The sequence below is a fragment of the Paraburkholderia phenazinium genome (assembly GCF_900142845.1).
Classification (GTDB): Bacteria; Pseudomonadota; Gammaproteobacteria; order Burkholderiales; family Burkholderiaceae; genus Paraburkholderia; species Paraburkholderia phenazinium_A.
Window position 1 is genome coordinate 1,754,175 of sequence record NZ_FSRU01000001.1, and the last position, 19,411, is coordinate 1,773,585.

Below are 19,411 nucleotides of genomic sequence, written 5' to 3' on the forward strand. Positions count from 1 at the left end.
AACCCGGCGCGGCGTATCGGATGGCGAAGTCCCCAAGACGCAGTTTGACTGCGAATGCCAATGCTTCTAATTGCGCTAACAGGGCCAACGATGCTATCGATCGCCGCCGGCGCTCGCGTCAATGCGTCTGGCCGCGACGCAGATACCGGTACACGGTATTGCGCGCAAGGCCGAGTTCGCGCGCGGCGGCCGAGACGTTGCCGCCATGGCGCGAGAGCGTCTGCGCGATCAGCGTGGTTTGCCAGTCTTCCATGCGTGCCGGCGAAGCTTGTGTGTGCGGAGCGGTTTCGTGGTCATGCTGGCCGGCCACGCTGTTTCCTTGCGCCGACGAGTGTGCCGGTGAGGCGAGCGTGTCTCCGGGGTTTGCTTGCTGAGAGCGGTTCGCCTGCTGAGTGCCGGTCGCGCCGTCCATGGCGTCGCAGTCGTGCAGGAAATCGTCGGGCAGATGCTCGACTTCGATCTGCTGCGCGCCCTCGGCCATGATGCCGGCTGTGCGCAGGACGTTCGCGAGTTGCCGCAGATTGCCCGGCCAGCGGCAACGCCTGAAACGCTCGAGTACGGTCGCGGAGACGCGCACAGGCACCCGTTCTCCCTCGCGCTGCGATTCGAGGATGTAGGAGACCAGTTCCGGCAGATCCGTTCGCTCGCCTAGCTCAGGCAAGGTCACGACGAGTCCGTTGATACGGTAGTACAGGTCTTCGCGGAATGTGCCGGCTTCGATCATGGCGCGCAGATCGCGGTGGGTCGCGCAGACGATCCGCAGATCGACCGCAATCGCCCGCGTGCTGCCGAGCGGCGTCACCGTGCGCTCCTGCAGCACCCGCATCAGCCGCACCTGCTGGGCCAGCGGCATATCGCCGATTTCGTCGAGAAACAGCGTGCCGCCGTCGGCCTGCACGATCTTGCCGACGCTGCCGCGCTTCTTCGCGCCGGTAAACGCGCCGTCCTCATAGCCGAACAGCTCGGCTTCGATCAGCGTGTCGGGCAGCGATGCGCAGTTGAGCGCGACAAACGGCGCCGTGCGGCGCGGCGAATCGTGATGGATCGCGCGTGCGAGCCACTCCTTGCCGGTGCCGGTCTTGCCCAGCACGAGGATGGGAATGTCGCGGCCGCGAACTTTTTCGACCCGGCGCAGGATGGCGGCCATCTGTGCGTCGCCGGTGTCGAGCGCGGCGAGCGTCATCACCGGTACCGGCACGGCTGCGCGTGCAGCGGGACGTATTGCGACGGCGATGCCTGCGTCTGCGCCGAGGCCGGCGGCCGGCAACAACTGGCGAGGCGCGGCAAATTCGCCGCGGGCGATCACGCGTACTCCGCTTGGCAGCGTCAGCGTCATGCATTCGCCCGGCGCGCAGAGCGCCTGCTGCAGCAAGGCGGGAAACGCCATGCCGAACAGTTCGTCGAACGATTGCCGTTGCAGCTCCGCAAGCGGCCGCCCCAACTGGAACAGCGCGCTGCGGTTCGCCGACAGAAACGTCCCGTCAGGCGCAAACGCCGCCAGCCCTTCAACCAGGGTGCCGATGAACTCGGCGCGCGCATGGAAATGAATGCGCACGGCGTCGGCAAACTGGTTGGAGAACAGATGATTCTCGATCATCTGCGCGGACATCCGCACCAACGCCAGCGTGTGCTTATGGAAACCGCGCGTGTCGCCGCTTACGTCGAGTGCGCCGATGACACGGCCGTAGGGATCGGCGATGGGCGCACACGAGCAGGTGAGGATGCGATTCGCGTGCAGGAAGTGTTCGTCGGCGTGCACGACTGTCGGTTGACGCTCGACCAGCGCCGTGCCGATTGCGTTGGTGCCGCGATCCGCCTCGGCCCACGACACGCCCGGACATAACGCGACGCGGTTGGCCTTTTCGATAAAGTCGCTGTCGCCGAGGCTATGCAGGATCACGCCGTGATCGTCGGTGAGCAACACCATGCTTTGCGTATCGACGATCTGCGCGTGCAGCGTCTCCATGACCGGCAGCGCGTGCGTATAGAGCGAATGATTGCGCCCGACCAGATCGCGCAGCGCCGGTTCGCGCAACGGGTGGAAATCGGGCGTCTCTGAGGCGCGCAGTCCCACTTGAAGCGAGCGCGCGTGCGCCTGCGCAATCACGTCGGGCTGGCCCGTCAAGGGGCGGGCAGCCATAGGCGCCGTAGGGGGCGTGCCAGGGCGATGGGTCACTGCTCGTCTCCGGTTGGATTTCGACGCAGGGGGTACGTTGCCCGCCTGTTGCCATCCCGCAGCGCAGCATGCCGCGCGGCCGAAGATTTCATCTTACAGGATTGAGGCGCGCGGCTGCGCCAGATCACCTTATCCAGAAGAAAACTTGCGGCGCGCCGGAACTCGTCTAAAGTGAATGAAATCAACCGTGACTGGCGTGCGTGCACACCTATTTGCGGTTGCTTGTAGCCCGCGCCTCGACCACGGAGGGAGGCAACGAAAAAGGCGTGCGCGGCCCCCGAGCGATCCACCCGTCAAACCAAGGCGAATCCCATGCAGATCATTTTCCCGAACGAAACCCCTGAATATTCGGGGCGCGAACTTACCCTGGCGTTCCCGGCAATGGTCGACGGTGAAAGGGTGGAGTGCATGATCACCGCCGAGGCGCTCGAAGACCACTATGGCGCCGCCTCACCGCGTCTCGAAGACATGGTGGGCGCTTTCGCCGAGCATCGTACCCGCATCGAAGCGGCGACGCGCCGCCTGCTGTCGGAAACCCGCGCGCAATGTCTCGTTCTGCGCAGCGGCTATGTGCGCTTCTACGAAGCGAACTGGCGCAACTAAAGCGCCGTTCGCAGTCGTTAAGGGCAACTAAAGGTGGCGCGGCGCTCGCCGCGTCAGATCATGCGCCGCAGTGTGCGATCCTTCAGCAGCACGTGATGGCCGATTGCGGCCAGCGCGTGCAGGCCGATCACCCAATAAAACGCATTGCCGATCCACACATGCGCAGTCTTGAGCAGCGGCCGTGCGGCCGGGTCGGCGCCGACCAGCGTCAGATTCAGGTTCAGCCCCGCGAGCGTTACCGGATGGCCACCGGTATTCACCATCAGAATCCCGAGCAGCGGCTGCGCAAAGATAAACAGGTAGAGCGCGAGATGCGCCAGCCGCGCGAGAAACGCCAGCAGCCGGTTGGCATCGATCTCGGGCGGCGCCGGTGTCCATAGACGCCAGCCAAGGCGCGCGACAGCCAGCGTCAGCACCAGCGTGCCGGCCCAGAAGTGCACGCTGGTCCAGACGGCGCGGCTCTCGGTGCCTTTCGGGCCGCGCACTTCAATGGCCAGATACGCGAGCGCCACCAGCAGAAAAATCGCCCAATGAAAGAAAATGGCCGGTTGCGAATAGCGATCCGGGCCGCGTTGCAAGGACATGTGGACTCCTGTGGTCGGGTGGGGCTGTTGTTGTAATGGTCGGATGATAATCAACGGCGCCGGAAACGAGAACTGGCCGAACGGCTAATGTTGATCCAGACCGCAAACGGCGATAATTCAATCCTCAGCGCGGGCCGGTCTTGCCGGCGCTGAGGCGAGGCGGCTTACTCCGCGCCGAGATAGAAGTAGCGGAACAGGAAAATCGCCGCGATGATCCACACCACCAGCTTGACCTGGCGCGCGCGGCCGGTCAGCAGCTTCAGTCCGGCGTACGAAATAAAGCCGAACGCCACGCCGTTGGCGATGGAATAGGTGAACGGCATGAGCAGCGCCGTGAGGGCGGCAGGGACGACTTCGGTGGCGTCGTCCCACGGCAGGTCGACCATTTCGCGCAGCATCAGGCACGACACGTAGAGCAGGGCCGGCGCGGTCGCGTAGCCGGGCACTACGCCCGCGAGCGGAGCGAAGAACAGGGCGGCCAGAAACAGCACGGCCACGGTGATGGCGGTGACGCCGGTGCGGCCGCCTGCCTGCACGCCCGAGGCGCTTTCGATGTACGCGGTGGTCGACGAGGTGCCCAGCAGGGAACCCGCGAGGATGGCGGTGCTGTCGGCCAGCAGCGCCTTGTTCAGACGGTGCATCTTGCCTTCCACCAGCAGGCCGGCGCGGTTGGCGACGCCCATCAGGGTGCCGGTCGCGTCGAACAGCTCGACGAGGAAGAACACCAGGATGACGTTGAGCACGCCGGTCGAGAGGGCGGCGCGAATGTCGAGGTGAAACAGCGTCGCGTCGATGGACGGTGGCGCCGAGACGATGCCGTGAAACTGGTTGCCGCCGAAGAAAAAGCTCAGCACCGTCACGCCCACAATGCCGATCAGGATCGCGCCGCGCACCCGCAGAAAGTCGAGCGTGACGATGGCGAAGAAGCCGATCACCGCGAGAATCACGTGCGGATCGTGCAGATTGCCGAGGGTCACGAGCGTTGCCGGATTGCCGACCACCACGCCGGCCGTCTTCAGCGAAATGATTGCCAGAAAGAGACCGATGCCGGCCGTAATGGCGATGCGGATGGAATGCGGAATGCCGTTGACGATCACCTCGCGCACCCGGAACAGCGTGACGATCATGAACAGGCAGCCGGAGATGAACACGGCGCCCAGCGCGGCCTGCCACGTGAAGCCCATGCCCTTGACCACTGTGTAGGCGAAGTAGGCGTTCAGGCCCATGCCCGGCGCGCAGGCAATCGGATAGTTGGCGTACAGGCCCATGATCATCGAGCCTAGCGCCGCCACAAGACAGGTCGCCACGAACACGGCGTCTTTGGGGATGCCCGCGTCGCCGAGAATGGCCGGATTGACGAAGATGATGTAAGCCATCGTCAGGAAGGTGGTCAGTCCCGCGAGCAGTTCGGTACGCAGGTTGGTGCCAGCTTCGTCGAAGCCGAAGTATCGTTTTACGAAGTCCATGAGGCGAGTCTCGGGTCGGGGTGACGTGGTGTGTTGTGGTGGTCGAAAGGCGCGGCCGCTTCACAGGGAGGCAGGCGCTCGCAAAGCGCTACGGGCGGATTGTAGTCACGATTGGCGGTGAAGTACCGTACCGGGACGGTAGGCGTGGAGCCGATGCAACAGTTGCGCGCGGTAAACAGGCTTATTCCCGGGGGGCGTTTAGCCGTAGCCGCGCGGATTCCGCGCGTCGGCGTCTACCCGTATCGGTATGGTGTCGGCGTGCGGTATCGAAGGGGCGAGATGATACCTTGCCGGCGCGCGAGGCGGCGCGGCAAGTCCGTTGCCGATAGCGCAGTCAATGGCTGCCGGCGTTATGGCGGTCGCGTTGCCGGGCGGCGCATGAGGCGCATGAGGCGCATGAGGCACGAAAGCCGCCTGAAGCGAGAGGGGGACGAAAGCCGCGCCGGACGCACCACCCACCGCCACCCGCCTACTGCGCGCAGCCGCCCATACTTCCCGTCGCCGCACGCTGTTGCGCGACGATACGGCCCGCGCGTTGAGCGTTGTCCGGATAGTTGATCCAGTCAAGCGGTTCGTAGCCCGCTGCGCGCCATTGGACGAGATCCGCCTTGACTTCGGCGCGGGTTTTGGCCGCGTACGGATTGCACGACCCTTGAGCGGTCTGGGCAAACGCCGTTGCCGCGCAGCACGCGGCGAGCAGCGTCCCCAGGGTAATACGGGAAAGGGTTTTCATAACAGGCTCCTGTGGAGCAATCAGGACCAACCTACGATGCTGACGGCTTGCCGAACCGGTCCAGCACCGCACTGAGCAAATCGATCGGCAACGGAAATACGATGGTCGAGTTCTTGTCCGCGGCAATCGTCGTGAGGGTCTGCAGGTAGCGCAACTGCATCGCCTGCGGTTGCTGCGCCAGCGTCTGCGCCGCTTCCAGCAGATGCTGCGAGGCCTGCAATTCGCCTTCCGCGTGAATCACCTTGGCGCGCCGCTCGCGTTCGGCTTCCGCCTGGCGGGCAATCGCGCGGATCATCGTTTCGTTGATATCCACGTGCTTGATTTCGACGATCGCCACCTTGATGCCCCACGCATCGGTTTGCGCGTCGAGCACCTTCTGGATATCGGCGTTGAGCTGTTCGCGCTCGGCCAGCAGTTCGTCGAGTTCGTGTTTGCCGAGCACCGCGCGCAGGGTGGTCTGCGACAACTGACTGGTGGCCTCGAAGTATTTCGCCACCTGAATTACCGCCCGCTCCGGATCGACGACGCGGAAATACACCACCGCGTTGACCTTGACCGAGACGTTGTCGCGCGTAATCACGTCCTGCGGCGGCACGTCGAATACGACGGTGCGCAGATCCATCCGCACCACCTGCTGGACGATCGGAATGATCAGCACGAGGCCCGGCCCCTTGACCTTCCAGAAGCGTCCGAGCATGAAGACGACACCGCGCTCGTACTCGCGAAAGATGCGGATCGACGAAGCAATCAGAATGGCGATCAGTACGATCAGAATGCTGCTGAAGCCGAATGTGAATCCAATCATGAGCGTTCCCCTTGTTATGGTTTTTCCGCCGGCACCACCGTGAGCGTGAGCCCACGTCGAGCCGTGACGCGTACCGCGTGGCCGGGCGCGAGCGGCGCCGCGCTGCGCACCTGCCAGCGCTCGCCATGGACCTGGGCCCAGCCTTCGCCGGTGCCTGTGATGCCGTGCGGCACGAGGCCCTCGCCAAGCACGACGCCAAGACTGCCGATCAGCGCTTCCGAACCGGTCACGACCGGCCGGCGCCGGGCGCGCAGCGCGACGCTAGACACGGTGAAGACGAACAGCGCGCTGAATGCGGTGACGGCGGCGATTACCGGCAATGGGATGCCGTAACCCGGCACATCCGTATCGATCAGCATCAGCGCGCCGACCACGAACGCAACGATGCCGCCGAAGCCCAGCGCACCGAAGGTCGGCAGAAACGCCTCGGCAATCAGGAAGGCAATGCCCAGAAAGATCAGGCTGAGCCCCACATAGCTGATGGGCAGCATCTGCATCGCAAACAGGCCGACCAGCAGGCTGATGGCCCCGACCACGCCGGGCAGCACGAAGCCGGGATTGGCGAACTCGAAGAACAGGCCATACATGCCGATCATCAGGAGAATCAGCGCCACGTTCGGGTCGGTGATCACCGCGAGGAAATGGCTGCGCCAGTCGGGTTCGAGCGTGACGATGGGCGCATTGGCTGTGTTCAGCCGCTGGTCGCCTGCCACGGTATTGACCGTGCGGCCGTCGAGTTTGCGCAGCAGGTCGGGCACGTCGCGCGCGGTCAGGTCGATGACATGCTGCGTGAGCGCTTCGTTGGCCGACAGGCTCACGGCTTCCCGCACCGCGCGTTCGGCCCAGTCGGCGTTGCGGCCGCGCAGTTGCGCGAGGCCGCGGATATAGGCGGCCGCGTCGTGGACCTGCTTGCGCAGTTCGGTCGATTGGCTGTCGAGAGGCACCGCGGTTGCAGGGGCGTTGGCATCGCCGGCAGCCGCGTTCGAGGTTGCCGCTGCGCGGGATGGGCCTGTTGCCACGGACGCGCTTGCAGCAGCAGAGGCTCCGGCGCTGTCCGCCGCCCCTTGTCCGCCCGGACGCAAATCCGGCAAGCCCGGTGCGCCCTGTCCCGGTGGCTCGCCACCGCCGCCCAAGCCGAGCTGTACCGGCGTCGCCGCACCGAGATTGGTGCCGGGCGCCATCGCCGCGATGTGGCTGGCATAGACGATATAGGTGCCGGCGCTCGCCGCCCGCGCGCCGCTCGGACCGACGAAAGCGGCCACCGGCACGGGCGAGCCCAGAATCGCCTTGATGATCTGCCGCATCGACGTGTCGAGCCCGCCGGGCGTATCGAGTTGCAGCACCGCCAGTTGCGCCCGGTCCTGCGCCGCGCGTTGCAGGCTGCGCCCGATGAAGTCGGCGCTCGCAGGGCCGATCGCGCCATTGACGGGAATCACGACGACCCCGCCCGGCGCCGCGGCGGCTTCGATGCCGATGGGGAGGGCGCCGGCGAACGCCAGCACGAATCCCAGCGCGGTGAGGCCGCGCAGGAACCGGACCGCTACACCGCCAGGGATACGCCGGCGGCGCGGGCCGGATTGCCGAAACGGGAGAAACCGGTACGTTCTCATCGCGAACGGCCGAGGGCGCCGCCACGAACATCAAACGGACTCAGGCGGCGCGGGCCGAAAAAAGGGCAGGCCTGCTGCTTACAGCTTAGAGCGTGTTAGGAGCTTTGCCTAATAGGTCCTGCATGAACGAGCCTGGCGGAAACGACGAAGTGCAGGTCTGCGAAGGTTTCGGACAGGCGTTCGCAGTCGCGTGCCACCCGCTTCGATACATCCGGGTCAACTGTCTGATCTGTCAGGTTGATGAATGTAAATTGAAAGTTTATTGTAATGTATTCGTATGGATTTGTCGTTAATCGTATTGAACACCATATTAAATACGCATGAAAGGAGACACCTTCCATTGAACCGATCGAATTGAGGTGGAAAGATGAAAAAGTGCTCTCCTTTTTCGCTGGGCGCGACGCTTTACATGCCCGCAACCAGAACGGATCTGTTAGACGTCGTCCTGAAGAAAAAGGTGACTGACCTGCGCTCCCTGGTCGTCTGTCTTGAGGATTCGGTAGCGGAGTCAGACGTTGAAATCGCTCTGCGCGGCCTTGGAGAATTGCTGGCCGGCATTGACATACAGGGTGGGCGTCCCGAGGGGGGACCGCTGTTGTTCGTTCGACCGCGCAATGCGGAGATGTCGGCGATGCTTAACGATTGGCTGTTGATCCGTCACGTCGACGGTTTCGTCATTCCGAAGCTTCGCCTCGAGAATACGGTGGACTGGGTGTCGTCCGTTGCCAACCCGGATCTGCTGGTGATGCCGACGCTGGAGACCGCGGAGGCGTTCAATCCCAGCACCGCCGCTGAACTTGGGCAGGCGCTCAAGGCGGGTTTCGACGAGCGCATTCTTGCGTTGCGCATCGGCGCGAACGATCTGCTCGGCTGCCTGGGCTTGCGGCGACATCGGATGTTCACGCTGTACGACACGCCGATGGGCTACGTGATCCCCATGCTTGCCGGCATCATGGGCGCGCAGGGTTTCGCGCTGACCGCCCCTGTCTTCGAGCAGATCGCCATGCCCGAGCTGCTCGAGAAAGAGTTGAGGCTGGACATCTCGCATGGACTCGTCGGCAAGACGGCGATTCATCCGGCGCAGATCAAACCGATCAACGATGCGTTCCGGGTCAGCTCGAACGATCTGGACTGTGCCCGGCTGATCGTGGAGCAAGGCGCGCCCGCCGTGTTCAAGTTCAACGACGCGATGTGCGAGCCGGCAACGCACTATCGCTGGGCCTCCAACATCATCGACCGGGCGAAGTGGTACGGCGTAAGGGCGCACGCCGTGGCGGCGTGAAGCGCTGACAACCTCAGGATGCGCGCCGGCCATCGGGTCGGACCGCGCTCGCCGGGCGGCCGCGCGACACATGTGCGGCCGTCCCTTGCCGCTTTCTTTTCGAGCCCGGCTTTCCACGATGATGCGAACTTCCTCCCAATCGGGGCTACTGTGGGTCGTAGCCGCCGGCTTCTTCATGCAGGCGCTGGACACCACGATCGTCAACACCGCACTGCCGTCGATCGCGCAGGCGTTCGGCGAAGACGCGCTGGCAATGCGCTCGGTCGTGATTGCCTACACGCTGACGATGGCGATGCTCACGCCGCTCTCGGGTTGGCTGTCGGACCGGTACAGCACGCGCTCGGTGTACTTTGCCGCGATCCTCGTGTTCGCGCTCGGCTCGCTCGCCTGTGCGGCATCGCAGACCTCGTCCCAACTCGTGGTCGCGCGCATCGTGCAGGGCATCGGCGGCTCGATGCTGCTGCCGGTCGGCCGGCTCGCGGTGCTGCGCAGCGTACCGGGGGAGGCGTACGTTACCGCGCTGGCGTTCATCTCCATCGCGAGCCAGGTCGGCCCGCTCGTCGGGCCGACGCTTGGCGGCTGGTTCGCGCAGACGTGGTCGTGGCGCTGGATATTTCTGGTCAACGTGCCGATTTGCGCGGTTGGGTTGCTTGCATCGCTGCGCTATTTGCCGTCGGACCGGCTGGGCGAGCGGCACCCATTCGACTACCGGGGCTGTGCATTGCTGTCGCTCGCCATGCTCGCGAGTTCGCTGGCGATCGATGTGACGGCAGGGACGAATCATCTGACATGGACGCTCATCGCGGGGCTCGGCGCGGCTGCCGCTGTGTCAGCTTACGTCGTGCACGCGCGACGGCATGCGAGGCCGCTGTTCCGCCTGGATCTGTTTGCCGAACGGAACTTCCGCACCGGGCTGATCGGCAACCTGGTCTGCCGGATCGGCACGAGCGCGGTGCCTTTTCTGTTGCCCTTGCAGATGCAACTCGGGTTCGGCTATTCACCGTTGCATGCAGGTCTCGTCATGTTGCCGGCGGCGTTCGCGGGTGTGCTGGCGAAGCGCTGGATTGCACCATTGATCCGCCGTTTCGGCTATGTGTCGTTCCTGAAGATCAACACGCTGGTTGTCGGCGCGACCATCTTCGGATTCGCGGCCATCTCGCCGGATACGCCATTGCTCGTCGACCTTGCACTACTGGCGGCATTCGGCGCCGCCAATTCGATGCAGTTCGCGGCAATGAACAGCGTCACGTTAAAAGATCTGTCCAGCCACGATGCCAGCAGCGGCAATAGCCTGTTTTCGATGGTGCAGATGCTGGCTATCGGTCTGGGCATTTCGGTCGGCGGTGGATTCGCGAGCCTGTTCGAGCAGCGGTTCGGCGCCGCGGCGCTCGGGATTCAGTTGAGCTTTTTGATTGTGGGAGCGGTCACGATTGCATCTGCTTTCGTGTTCGGCAAGCTGGCGGCGACGCGCGTTATCGGGCCGGTGCCTGCGAGAGTGGGCCGGCCGCTGTCGAGCGATGAAAAGTTATCTGAAAAGTGATTGGCCTTGCTCCTATTCCGCGACTCCTCGCGCGAGCCGGTAATCGGTTGGCCGCATGCCGGTCCATTTGCGAAAGGCGCGATGGAACGCGCTCGGTTCGGCGAATCCCACCCGGGTGGCGATCTCGGCGATGCTGCGCCGGCTGTCCTGCAGTTCCGCAATGGCGATGTCGCGCCGCAGATCGTCCTTGATGGACTGGTAGGTATAACCCTCCTGCTTGAGATGCCGCCGCATGGTCGCCTCGGCGACGTGCAGGCGCAGCGCCATCTGATCGGCGGCGGGCCAGCCGGCCATCGGCAGTGTGCGCAGCAGCTTGCGCACCCGTGCGGCGAGCGAGCCGGGATTGCGGTACTTGACGATAAAGTTGCCGGGCGCGTCGCGCAGAAACGGCTTGATCGTCTGGGTCGTCTGGATCACCGGTAACTCGAGAAATTCCGGCGGCAGGTCGACGTACGAGGCTTCCTGGCCGAAGCGCATGTCGTCGCAGAACATCAGCCGGTATTCCTGCGCGGCGGCCGGCTCGGCGCAGCGAAAGCGCGCGGCCAGCAAGGGAATGCGCCGGCCCACGAGCCAGCACACCAGCCCGTACACCAGGATGAAGTAGGTCGCGTAGGCGAACATGGTCGGCTGCGGCGTGCCTTCGCGATGGCTGAAGGTGATCCGCACGCGGTTCGGCTCCGGGCTGAGGTGTGCGCTCAGATCGTCGAGTACGAGGCGCATGAAGCCGAGCGCGCGTGACAGGGCCTGGGTGCCGTTGCGTGCCGTCAAGGCGCACTGGGTCATGGCGATAAAGCTGCCGGAGCGCATCGGATGCGAGTCCTGGCCGAAAAACTCGTCGTCGAGCGCCCGCGCGATGCCGGCCCAGAGCGCGCCGTATTGCGCCGACGACACCCGGCTTTTCGGCGCGGCCAGTATTTGCGGCGCAATGCCTGCCGCTTCGACGAGCGGACGCACATCGAGGCCGCGGGCGCGGGCGAGCGCCAGCGTCTCTTCGACGAGGCTCAGCGAGATCGTCCCTTTGTCGTGTTTCGGCGTCATTGAATCGAATCGGGTTGCATGGTTTGGACCGGGTAACCTGCTTCAAACACGGGGCCGGCGAATACGAGGCGGGCAAATGCGCGGCAGACACGCGGCAAACGCTGGGCTGGCAAACGCGCTCAGCGATCCGCGTGCCGGCTGATGCCGGCCGCATGAATCCGCGCCCGCCGGGCTTGCACGATTATGCCGGTATGGCAAATTCGCTCACGCAGAATGATCGGGCAGAGCATCGAACCTGTCCAGCAGCTTGCCTACACTGGTCTTTACATTGACGCAGAGGCGAGGCCCCATCATGGACGACTTTTACACCGACGATCAACGGATGATCCGCGACGCGGCGCGCGACTTTTCGGTCGAACGCCTCGCGCCGCACGCGGCGCAGTGGGACCGCGACGCGCAACTGCCGGACGAGGTCGTCAAACAGATGGGCGAGCTCGGCTTCCTCGGCATGATCGTGCCGTCCGATTGGGGCGGCTCGTACACCGACTACATCGCCTATGCGCTGGCGCTCGAAGAAATCGCCGCCGGTTGCGCTTCGTGCGCAACCTTGATGAGCGTGCACAACTCGGTCGGCTGCGGTCCGATCCTGAACTTCGGCACCCAGGCGCAGAAAGACGCGTACCTGGAAGATCTCGCCACGGGACGCCGGATCGGCGCATTCTGCCTGACCGAACCGCAGGCCGGCTCGGAGGCCAACAATCTGCGCACGCGCGCGGAGCTGCGCGACGGCAAGTGGATTCTCAACGGCAACAAGCAGTTCGTGACCAACGGCGCGCGGGCGAACATTGCCATCGTGTTCGCCGTCACCGATCCCGAACTGGGCAAGCGGGGCATCTCCGCGTTTATCGTCCCCACGGATACGCCCGGCTTCAACGTCGGGCCGCCGGAACACAAGATGGGTATTCGCGCCTCGGATACCTGTCCGATCGCGTTCGACGACTGCGCCGTGCCCGAAGCGAATCTGCTCGGCCAGCGCGGCGAGGGGTTGCGCATTGCCTTGTCGAACCTCGAAGGCGGACGGATCGGCATTGCGGCGCAAGCGCTGGGGATCGCGCGGGCGGCTTTCGATGCGGCGCGTCTCTATGCCAGCGAGCGCGTCCAGTTCGGCAAGACCTTGAGGGAGCATCAGAGCGTCGCCAATATGCTGGCGGATATGACCACGCGCCTGAACGCGGCGCGCCTGCTGGTGCATCACGCGGCGCGGTTGCGCAGCGCGGGCAAGCCGTGTCTGTCCGAAGCGTCGCAGGCCAAGCTTTATGCCTCGGAGATGGCCGAGGAAGTCTGTTCGAAGGCGATCCAGATTCACGGCGGGTATGGGTATCTGGAGGACTACGCGGTCGAGCGCCACTATCGCGATGCGCGCATTACGCAGATCTACGAGGGGACCAGCGAAGTACAAAGAATGGTGATTGCGCGGAGCGTTTGAGCGCAGAATAAACCGCCAATTGAGCGCAAGAAAAGAGACTGGAGTAAGCGCTGAAGCGCTTACTCCGATCGATTGCGATAAGACTGCATGGGACCAGAGTAAGCGCTGAAGCGCTAACTCTGGTCGACAGGAGACAACGATGACCGAGCGGACCACTTCAACGCAAAGCTTTCTCGCGGCGCGCGACCTGCTACTGCGCCATCGTACCGACTACGAAACCGCCTATCGCGAGTTCGCCTGGCCCGCGCTCGACGAATTCAACTGGGCGCTCGACTATTTCGACGTCATCGCGCAAGGCAACGACCACCCCGCACTGTGGATCGTCGACGAGCCGGCCGGCGCGGGCACGAAGTACTCGTTCGCCCAGATGTCCGAGCGCTCGGCGCGCATGGCGAACTTCCTGCGCGGTGTCGGCGTGGGGCGTGGCGACCGTCTGCTGTCGATGCTGCCGAATCGCGTCGAACTCTGGGACGTGATGCTGGCGGCGATGAAACTCGGTGCGATCGTGTTGCCCGCCACTACCCAGCTTTCCTCTGACGATGTGCGCGACCGCGTGCAGATCGGCGAAGCGACATTCGTGGTGGTGGACGGCGCCGAACTGGCGAAATTCGAAGGCCTCGAGATTCCGTTGACGCGCCTGTCGGTGGGCACGCCGCGCGACGGCTGGATCGATCTTGCCGCGGCTTACGAGGCCGAGCCGCAGTTCAGGCCCGACGGCCCCACGCGCGCCACCGATCCGCTCCTGCTGTACTTCACCTCGGGCACGACCTCGAAGCCCAAGCTCGTCGAGCATACGCATCAGAGCTATCCGGTCGGCCATCTGTCGACGATGTACTGGATCGGCCTGCAACCCGGCGACATCCACTGGAACATCAGTTCACCGGGCTGGGCCAAGCACGCGTGGAGCTGCTTCTACGCGCCGTGGAACGCGCAGGCCTGCGTGTTCGTGTTCAACTACGCGCGCTTCGTGCCGAAGGAAACGCTCGACGTGCTGGTGCGCTGCCGGGTCACCACGCTGTGCGCGCCGCCCACGGTCTGGCGCATGCTGGTGCAGGAGCCGCTCGCGGAATATCCGGTCAAGCTGCGCGAGATCGTCGGCGCGGGCGAGCCGCTGAATCCGGAGGTCATCGAGCGCGTCCGGCACGCCTGGGACGTGACGATCCGCGATGGGTTCGGCCAGACGGAGACCACCTGCCAGGTCGGCAATTCGCCGGGTCAACCGGTGGTGGCGGGTTCAATGGGACGACCCCTGCCGGGCTACCGGATCGAACTGGTCGACGCGGACGATCATCTCGTCAGCGAAGGCGAAATCGCCTTGCCGCTGGCGCAGCGTCCGCTCGGCCTGATGACGGGCTACGCGAACAATCTCAACGCCACCGTGCAGGCAATGCGCAACGGCTACTACCACACGTCCGACGTCGCCCTGCGCCGCGACGATGGCTACTACGTGTATGTGGGCCGCGCCGACGACGTGTTCAAATCGTCCGACTACCGGCTAAGTCCATTCGAACTCGAAAGCGTGCTGATCGAACACGAAGCCATTGCCGAAGCCGCCGTGGTGCCGAGCGCCGACGCTTTGCGCCTGTCCGTGCCCAAAGCGTTTGTGACGGTGCGTCACGGCTACGAAGCCGGTCCCGAACTCGCGCGCAGCGTGTTCCAGTTTTCGCGCGAAAAACTCGCCCCGTACAAGCGGATCCGGCGGCTGCAGTTCAGCGAACTGCCCAAGACCATCTCCGGCAAGATCCGCCGCGTCGAGTTGCGGCGCCGCGAACTGGAGCGCGAGACCGAACCCGCGCGCCTGCCTGGCGAGTACTGGGAAGAGGACTTCCCGGATCTGTCGGGCGCGAACAGTAAATAGACCGAACGGAGAAGCACGATGATCGAACTCGACTACGCCAACGACGGCGCCATTGCACTGCTCACCCTCAAGCGGCCGCCCGCGAATGCCTTTACACCGGACGGCTTGCTGCAACTGCAGCACACCGTCGAGCGCCTGAACGGCGAGGCGCGCGTGCGGGCAATCGTCATCACCGGCGACGGCCCGAAATTCTTCAGCGCCGGCGCCGATCTGAACACCTTCGCCGACGGCAATCGCGACGTGGCGCGCACGGCGGCCACGCGCTTCGGCGCGGCCTTCGAGACGCTGCAAAACGCGCGTGCCGTGGTGATTGCCGCCATCAACGGCTATGCGATGGGCGGCGGACTCGAATGCGCGCTGTCGTGCGATATCCGCATTGCCGAGCAACATGCGCAGCTTGCCTTGCCGGAGACGGCGGTGGGCCTGCTGCCCTGCGGCTGCGGCACGCAGACGCTGCCCTGGCTCGTCGGCGAGGGCTGGGCGAAGCGGATGATTCTGACCGGCGAGCGCGTCGATGCCGCGACGGCCTTGCGCATCGGTCTCGTCGAGGAGGTGGTGGAAAAGGGCGCTGCGCGCGAGGCCGCATTGACGATGGCGACCCGCGTCACCACGCTGAGCCCGCAAGCAGTCTCGTTCAGCAAGAGCCTGATTCATCAGGCGCGTCATGGCGTGCCGCGCTCGGCGGCGCTGGCGGTAGAACGCGAGCGCTTCGTGGATCTGTTCGACGGGCCGGATCAGCGCGAAGGCGTCAACGCATTCCTCGAAAAACGTGCGCCGCAATGGCAGGTGACGCAGGGAACGCGCGCAGGGGACCCGTCATGAATGCCGTGGTGAACCCACGTAGCGCTACCGCCGTGATGGCCGATGGCTCGGCGGAACAGGCGGCCGAACCGGCCATCCTGTTTCGCGTGCTCAACCGCGTCGCGATCATCACGCTGAACCGGCCGACCGCGCTGAACGCGCTATCGCACCCCATGGTGCGCGAACTCGCGGCGCTGCTCGAGCGTTGCCGGACGGACGACGCCATCCTCGCCGTGGTGCTGCGCGGCGCGGGCGAAAAGGGCTTCTGCGCGGGCGGCGACGTGCGCGAACTGTACCGTATGAAAATGCGCGGCGAGACCGGCTGGCAAGCGTTCTTTATCGACGAATACCGGCTCGATTACGCGCTGCATACTTTTCCGAAGCCGATCGTGGCGCTGCTCGACGGCATCACGATGGGCGGCGGCATGGGGCTGGGTCAGGCGGCGAGGCTGCGCGTCGTCACCGAGCGCACGAAGATTGCGATGCCCGAGACGCGCATCGGTTTCCTGCCCGATGTCGGCGCCACGCATTTCCTCGCCGTGATGCCGGTGGAAGTCGAGTTGTATGTCGGGTTGACCGGTGTGACGCTGTCCGGCGCGGATGCCGTGCGTCTGCAACTGGCCGATCTGTGCGTCCCCGCCGAATGGCTCGCCAGCTTCGAGGAGCGGCTGCAACGCATGTCCACAGACGGCGAGCTACTGCCCGCGCTGCGCGCAGTGTTCGAACCGCCGTGCAACATCGTGCCGCATGCCGTGCTCGGACCGTTCACGCAACTGATCCTGCGGCATTTCGATCGGCGCTCGAGTGTCGAGCGGACCGTGGCTACGCTACGTCACGATCTGGAGCGCGAGCCGCCGCGCGAAGTGCGCCAATGGCTGCAGGCCACCTTCGATGCGCTAATGAGCCATTCGCCGACCATGCTCCACGTGACCCGCGAGGCGTTGCTGCGCGGCCGCCAGATGACGCTGGCCGAATGCTTCCGGATGGAGTTGGGCATCGTTAGCCGCGTGATCGAAGAGGGGGATTTCTGCGAGGGGGTGCGGGCGCATCTGGTCGACAAGGACCGTCAGCCGCGCTGGGCGCCCATGACGTTGGCGGAAGTGCGCAGCGAGCGCGTGCGGCATTTCCTGGCGTCGCCGTGGCGCAGTGAGGCCCATCCGCTGGCTGCGCTTGGCGGGACAGGATTGGTTGATTAGGAATGCTGGACAGGTGCCCTCGCTTTGCGTCGAGGGCACCTGTCTGCGCGGTTTTGGCTTTGGCTTTGCATAGCGCTATGCAGCGCAGCGCAACGCTACGCTACGGCAAGGCCTGCTCAAACCTCGCCAAGCGGCTCCGGACCGAGTTCCGCGGCGCCGGCCGCCGGCGCCTTATCCGCGGCAGCCTTCACGCGACCGACCCACAACACCGCGACCAACGTCACCGCCACCGCGACCCAGCCGACCGTGCCGTAACCGGCGATCTGCCCGCTCGGCGTATTGGTCAGCATCAGGCCGCCAAACCATGCGCCACAGCCGGTCCCGAGCGCCTGCAACGCGCTGTTGGCGCTGAGAAACGCGCCGCGCCGCTGCGGTTCGGGAACCGTGGTCAGCAAGGCCTGCATCGGCACCATCCGCCCGGACATCGCCACCATGAAGAACGGGAAGAACAGCACGACCGCCACGAACGGCAGATCGGGCAGGTGGGTCACGAACAGGACGGGCAGCGTCGACAGCAGGGCGGCGATGCGAAACACCCGGTGCTTGCCGTAGCGGTCAGCCAAACGACCGATTGCGCGCGACGTGAAGAACGTCGCGAAGCCGCCGCCCATATAGATCCACGACAGATGCGCGGGCGGCACGCCATGGTTGAGCACCAGCATAGGCGCGATAAACGGAATCACCAGCATATGCGAGACCATGATCATGAAGGTGAGCGCAAACGCATTCAGGTGACGCGGATTGCCGAGCAGGCGCATGAGGTCGGGCAACACCTGACGCAACGGCGGCGGCCGGCGGCTCAAATGCTCGGCGAGCGACGGCACGATCAGCGAGCCGCCGAACCAGATCAGCACGGAGAGCACGACCAGCAGCACGAACGGCGCTGCCCAGTTGAAGTGCGCCCCGAGCATCACGCCGGCCGGCACGCCGGCAATCGCGGCCAGCGAGAACGCGGTCATGATGGTGCCGGTGGCCGCACCGCGCCGCTGCACCGGGATCACGTCGCCGACGATCGCCATGATCACCGAGCCCAGTACGCCGCCGGTGATGCCGGCAAACGCGCGTGCCACGAGCAGTAGCGGAAAGCTGCCGGCGAGCGCGCAGCCCAGGTTCGACACCGCGAACAGCGCATAGATGGTCAGCAGAAGCTTGCGCCGGTCGAAGCGGTCGATATAGGTGGCGGCGAACAGGCCCGAGAGTCCCGAACACCACGAATAGGCCGACACCGCTGTCGCGAAGGCGGCCGGCGTGATGCCGAAGTTGTGCATGATCTGCGGGCCCAACGGCATCATGATCATGAAGTCCATGATGATGGTGAACTGCGTCAGCGCGAGCAGCCACAGAAGGCGGCGTTCGTGCCTGGTGCTGATGGAATACATCGGCAGGGTCCTTGACAAGATAAAGCCAGCCGGATGGCTGGCGGTCGGCACTGCGTGGTTTAGTCGTCGAGGTTTTCGTGGACCGCTTCGGCGCCCTGTTTCCAGTAGCTCGCCGCGCGGATGCGCGATTTGTCGACACCGCGTTCAGTGCATAGGTGATAGCGCACCGCGCGCATGGTCGCGGATTCGCCCGCGGCCCAGACATAGCCCTCGCCGTCCGGCAGATAGGTCTCGCGTACCGCTTGCAGCAGCGCGTCGCCGCGATACGGCGATTCGCTGCGATAGCGCCACACGGTATGCAGCTCGGCTTCGGTGTCGAACTCGAGGCGCGCCGACGGGTCGGCGACTTCGAGTACGGCTGCCACGCGCGTGCCGGCAGGCAGTTCCTGCAGACGGCGAGCGATGGCCGGCAGCGCGGTTTCGTCGCCGATCAGCAGATGCCAGTCGAAGCCCGTCGGAATCACCAGCGAGCCGCGCGGGCCGCCGATACCCAGATACTGCCCGACCTTGGCCTGGGCGGCCCAGGTCGCGGCCGGGCCTGCCTCGTGCATGGCGAATTCGATATCCAGCTCGAGCGCCGCGCGGTCGTAGCGGCGCGGCGTGAAATCGCGCGCCACCGGCCGCGGCTGACCTTCCGGGAACACCGGGCCGTTCGGGCCTGCGCTCGGTAGCGCCGGCTTGTCGGCGCCCGGCGCCGGGAAGAAAACCTTGACGTGATCGTCGAACGACGCCGATTCGAAGTCGTGCAGATCGTCGCCGGTCAGGGTGACCCGAATCAGGTGAGGCGTCAGCGGTTCGACCCGCTTGACTTGCAGCAGACGGAATTTCAGGGAGTGACGGACGCGGGTAACCGCGAGATCGGACCTGGTCAGCATAAGTGTTCTCTCCAGTGTTGTCGGGTAGCGCTCGGGATG

The 19,411-nt window shown here is 64.9% G+C and carries 16 protein-coding genes; 7 read left to right on the forward strand and 9 right to left on the reverse strand.

The genetic code is table 11. The annotated features are described in order from the left end of the window. Positions 1 to 118: 118 nt before the first annotated feature. Positions 119 to 2,176: a sigma-54-dependent Fis family transcriptional regulator gene (locus BUS12_RS07700; RefSeq protein ID WP_437123860.1), complete on the reverse strand. Its 2,058-nt coding sequence runs from the start codon at positions 2,174 to 2,176 to the stop codon at positions 119 to 121. A 312-nt stretch (positions 2,177 to 2,488) separates the two neighbouring features. Between BUS12_RS07700 and BUS12_RS07705 the strand changes: the two genes are divergently transcribed. Continuing rightward, positions 2,489 to 2,779: a DUF1488 family protein gene (locus BUS12_RS07705; protein WP_074295147.1), complete on the forward strand. Its 291-nt coding sequence runs from the start codon at positions 2,489 to 2,491 to the stop codon at positions 2,777 to 2,779. Between the two features lie 53 nt (positions 2,780 to 2,832). Here BUS12_RS07705 and BUS12_RS07710 read toward each other — a convergent pair whose 3' ends face one another. The 5 genes from BUS12_RS07710 to BUS12_RS07730 form a co-directional block, all read right to left on the reverse strand. After that, the gene (locus BUS12_RS07710) at positions 2,833 to 3,363 is read right to left on the reverse strand and encodes a cytochrome b (RefSeq protein WP_074295148.1); all 531 of its coding nucleotides are present in this window, start codon (positions 3,361 to 3,363) and stop codon (positions 2,833 to 2,835) included. 164 nt (positions 3,364 to 3,527) lie between these two features. Beyond that, a complete protein-coding gene (locus tag BUS12_RS07715) occupies positions 3,528 to 4,829 on the reverse strand; it encodes an NCS2 family permease (RefSeq protein ID WP_074295149.1) in 1,302 nt (433 codons plus the stop codon). A 469-nt stretch (positions 4,830 to 5,298) separates the two neighbouring features. Further along, a complete protein-coding gene (locus BUS12_RS07720) occupies positions 5,299 to 5,562 on the reverse strand; it encodes a DUF4148 domain-containing protein (protein ID WP_074295150.1) in 264 nt (87 codons plus the stop codon). Between the two features lie 31 nt (positions 5,563 to 5,593). Further along, positions 5,594 to 6,367, reverse strand: a complete 774-nt coding sequence (locus BUS12_RS07725) for a slipin family protein (protein WP_074295151.1) — start codon at positions 6,365 to 6,367, stop codon at positions 5,594 to 5,596. Positions 6,368 to 6,381: 14 nt separating this feature from the next. Further along, entirely contained in the window at positions 6,382 to 7,977 is a 1,596-nt protein-coding gene (locus BUS12_RS07730) for an NfeD family protein (protein WP_074295152.1), read from the reverse strand. 367 nt (positions 7,978 to 8,344) lie between these two features. On the opposite strand from BUS12_RS07730, the gene BUS12_RS07735 reads away from it, so the two are divergent. Together BUS12_RS07735 and BUS12_RS07740 are read left to right on the forward strand one after the other, a co-directional pair. Next, the gene (locus BUS12_RS07735; protein ID WP_074295153.1) at positions 8,345 to 9,259 is read left to right on the forward strand and encodes an HpcH/HpaI aldolase/citrate lyase family protein; all 915 of its coding nucleotides are present in this window, start codon (positions 8,345 to 8,347) and stop codon (positions 9,257 to 9,259) included. Positions 9,260 to 9,377: 118 nt separating this feature from the next. Beyond that, positions 9,378 to 10,799: a DHA2 family efflux MFS transporter permease subunit gene (locus BUS12_RS07740; RefSeq protein ID WP_074295154.1), complete on the forward strand. Its 1,422-nt coding sequence runs from the start codon at positions 9,378 to 9,380 to the stop codon at positions 10,797 to 10,799. Between the two features lie 12 nt (positions 10,800 to 10,811). Here BUS12_RS07740 and BUS12_RS07745 read toward each other — a convergent pair whose 3' ends face one another. Then, positions 10,812 to 11,837, reverse strand: a complete 1,026-nt coding sequence (locus tag BUS12_RS07745) for an AraC family transcriptional regulator (protein WP_074295155.1) — start codon at positions 11,835 to 11,837, stop codon at positions 10,812 to 10,814. Between the two features lie 292 nt (positions 11,838 to 12,129). On the opposite strand from BUS12_RS07745, the gene BUS12_RS07750 reads away from it, so the two are divergent. The 4 genes from BUS12_RS07750 (at position 12,130) to BUS12_RS07765 (ending at position 17,118) form a co-directional block, all read left to right on the forward strand. Then, positions 12,130 to 13,263 (forward strand): acyl-CoA dehydrogenase, encoded by a 1,134-nt coding sequence (locus BUS12_RS07750; protein ID WP_074295156.1) that lies wholly within the window; start codon positions 12,130 to 12,132, stop codon positions 13,261 to 13,263. A 139-nt stretch (positions 13,264 to 13,402) separates the two neighbouring features. Continuing rightward, complete coding sequence (locus BUS12_RS07755) at positions 13,403 to 15,121, forward strand: AMP-binding protein (RefSeq protein ID WP_074295157.1); 1,719 nt, start codon at positions 13,403 to 13,405, stop codon at positions 15,119 to 15,121. A gap of 18 nt (positions 15,122 to 15,139) precedes the next feature. Continuing rightward, entirely contained in the window at positions 15,140 to 15,943 is an 804-nt protein-coding gene (locus BUS12_RS07760; RefSeq protein ID WP_074295158.1) for an enoyl-CoA hydratase, read from the forward strand. A gap of 35 nt (positions 15,944 to 15,978) precedes the next feature. Further along, entirely contained in the window at positions 15,979 to 17,118 is a 1,140-nt protein-coding gene (locus BUS12_RS07765; protein WP_074297241.1) for an enoyl-CoA hydratase/isomerase family protein, read from the forward strand. 116 nt (positions 17,119 to 17,234) lie between these two features. On the opposite strand, the gene BUS12_RS07770 is transcribed toward BUS12_RS07765, so the two are convergent. Further along, positions 17,235 to 18,497, reverse strand: a complete 1,263-nt coding sequence (locus BUS12_RS07770; protein WP_074295159.1) for an MFS transporter — start codon at positions 18,495 to 18,497, stop codon at positions 17,235 to 17,237. Between the two features lie 59 nt (positions 18,498 to 18,556). Continuing rightward, entirely contained in the window at positions 18,557 to 19,372 is an 816-nt protein-coding gene (locus tag BUS12_RS07775) for a siderophore-interacting protein (RefSeq protein ID WP_074295160.1), read from the reverse strand. Between the last annotated feature and the right edge of the window lie 39 nt (positions 19,373 to 19,411).